The 2,543-nt window shown below is 49.4% G+C and carries 2 protein-coding genes; one reads left to right on the top strand and one right to left on the bottom strand.

Going from position 1 to position 2,543, the window contains the following annotated elements; all coding sequences use genetic code 11:
- Positions 1 to 97 precede the first annotated feature (97 nt).
- On the bottom strand, positions 98 to 619 hold the full coding sequence (locus VH86_RS24090; RefSeq protein WP_045834373.1) for a type 1 glutamine amidotransferase domain-containing protein: 522 nt from the start codon (positions 617 to 619) through the stop codon (positions 98 to 100).
- A gap of 461 nt (positions 620 to 1,080) precedes the next feature.
- Here VH86_RS24090 and VH86_RS24085 point away from each other — a divergent pair, with 461 nt between their 5' ends.
- Entirely contained in the window at positions 1,081 to 2,280 is a 1,200-nt protein-coding gene (locus tag VH86_RS24085; protein ID WP_045834372.1) for an MFS transporter, read from the top strand.
- Positions 2,281 to 2,543: the final 263 nt, after the last annotated feature.

The following is a 2,543-nucleotide window of genomic DNA, read 5'->3' as shown; positions in this document are numbered from 1 at the left end:
ATCTTCAGCGATAGGCTGTGAACCATGATCGCCAGCCTTATCTCCTCCAGTTCAAGCTGAATCGAGTGATCGATAAGCCCCAAAAAGGGGCTTAAATTCAGATCGCATTCAAAATGCGTAACGATTCGCGATTAAACGCAGGAAGATCATCCGGTGTGCGACTGGTGACGAGCTTATCGTCATCGACGACCACTTCCTGGTCATAAAAATCTGCCCCCGCGTTCCGTAAATCAATAGCGATAGCTTTAACACAGGTCATCTTGCGGCCGCGCACACCATTGGCGCTAATCAGCAACTGTGGACCGTGACAAATTGCGAATACCGGTTTGCCACTGGCGACAAATTCTTTGGTGAAATTCACAAATCGGTCATCACCGCGCAGAGCATCAGGCGAATGACCGCCGGGCAGCAGTAATGCATCAAATTCAGCGGCGTTAACGTGATCAATATCCTTGTCAATGGTGACTTCCGCTTTTCCTTGCTTCCCTTTAACAACCTTTCCCGCTTGCATCTCAATCGTCACGACCTCATGACCCGCGTTGGTATAGGCTTCTGCGGGCGAGGTGAACTCTGAATCTTCAAATTCATCAGTGATCAGGACGGCGATCTTCTTACTCATTTCTTTCTCCTTGCTGGGAAAACGCGGTGCGTTTATGGCCTGGATAACCCAACAAGTCTGGTCGCCATGTTTTAGAACGCAAGCCAGGCGGCAGGTAATCATGGTAATTTGAATGGGGAGTATTCTGCTTTGCATAGATCTTCCCTATACAGCATGAGAGTGGAGAGTAAGCGTACGGTAAGAACCGTATTGACAGGATGTGCCGGAGATGACTCTCCGGATATGTAAACTCACCACAGTAGTCACCCACCCACGCGAGCGTCCTCGCTTCAATCCTAAGTCCCAAAATCATAGGCGGTGCTGTCTTTGACGAAGCGGGAGATCAGCACTATTTTTGAGCGAGGTTCAAGACGATAAGCATCAAGGTTCTTCAGTCACAAAATAATCAAAAGACAGGCAAATCAACCCTGACCACAGCGCAGGGTATTTTAGGACGATAAAACTTTTCGGGGCGGGTGTTGATGAGATTACGTTCACTGCAGGTTCTCTGTCTGCTCAACTTCTTTATCGCTGATGTCCGGGATGGGCTGGGCCCGTTTCTGGGCATTTTTCTGGTATCCCACCACTGGCGAGCGGAAGAAATTGGTCTGGTGATGACGTTGGGCGGATTAGCTGGACTATTGGCTACCTTCCCCGCAGGGATGATTGTCGATGCCACCCGTTTTAAACGACTATTGATTGTTACTGCATCTCTGCTGATTACTTTGAGCGCCCTCGCCCTCTGGTATTTCCCCACATCTGCTATGGTTATTTTATCGCAAATTATTACCGGTATTGCGGCAGCTGTCGTTGCGCCAGCGATTGCGGGTATCACCTTAGGTATCACCGGTCAGAAAGGTTTTTTGTCTCAGATGGGACGAAACGAAGCTTTTAACCATAGCGGCAATATGGCGGTGGCGGTGCTGGCGGCCATCACCTGCTGGATCTGGGGCACCGGTTCGGTATTCTTGCTGATGACCACCATGGCGGTATGCGCGGTTTTATGCACTTTAGCGATCAACAAAAACGATATAGATCACGATGTGGCCAGAGGAATAGAAAAGCATGAAGGTCCGACCGTGTCTGTCTCTGTGCTGGCATTAATAAAGCGACCCGAACTGGCACTAACAGGGTTGACCTTGCTTCTCTTCCATCTGGCCAATGCAGCGCAACTGCCCATGTTAAGCATGCAGGTTGCCTCCTCTCCCACGGAATCTTTGTTCTCGCCGGGAACCTATGCTGCCCTCACAGTCGCCATTTCTCAAGCGGTGATGATCCCTGTCGCATTGCTTACAGCGCGATATGCATCACGGTATGGTTATGCCAGACTTGTTGTTATTGCGCTGATTGTACTGCCATTTCGTGCAGCGATTGCGTCGTTCTGGAGCAATGAGTTCGTGTTGTTTCCCGTGCAGGCTCTGGACGGTGTCGCTGCGGGTATCTTAGGCGTTGCCGTTCCCGGACTTATTGCCTCATTATTTAATGGTTCAGGACACATCAACGCCGCGCTTGGGCTCGTTATGCTGCTACAAGGATTGGGAGCCTCATTCAGCCCGGCATTGGCTGGTGCCATCGTCAGCCACACCTCATGGAGCTTTGCCTACCTTGTTTTAGCGGGCATTGCGCTTTGCGCCGTTTTCATCTGGATAATATTCAGCAAGCATGTTTTTAAATCACTTTAGGCTGAACAAAAAACGATGTTGGGAATAATAAAATGGAGATTTATTGGCATAACGTATGACTCGCACGTACCACACACGCTGATAAAAATCTCAAAGGCATCCCTGCCCCTCATTTTTATCCTGAATATCCTTTTCACGCATAAAATTTAACTTTACCCCTCAATATTCCGCCCTTTCACATAGCGCCAGAAGCGTTCCGCCGTGAGATTTAAGCGTGCGCCTGAGCGATAAACATAAGCCGAAATCTTCAGCGATAGGCTGTG

The sequence above is a fragment of the Pantoea sp. BL1 genome (assembly GCF_000963985.1).
Lineage (GTDB): Bacteria > Pseudomonadota > Gammaproteobacteria > Enterobacterales > Enterobacteriaceae > Pantoea > Pantoea rwandensis_B.
Note: the sequence above shows the minus strand (reverse complement) of the source record. Positions and strands in the feature narration are given on the sequence as shown.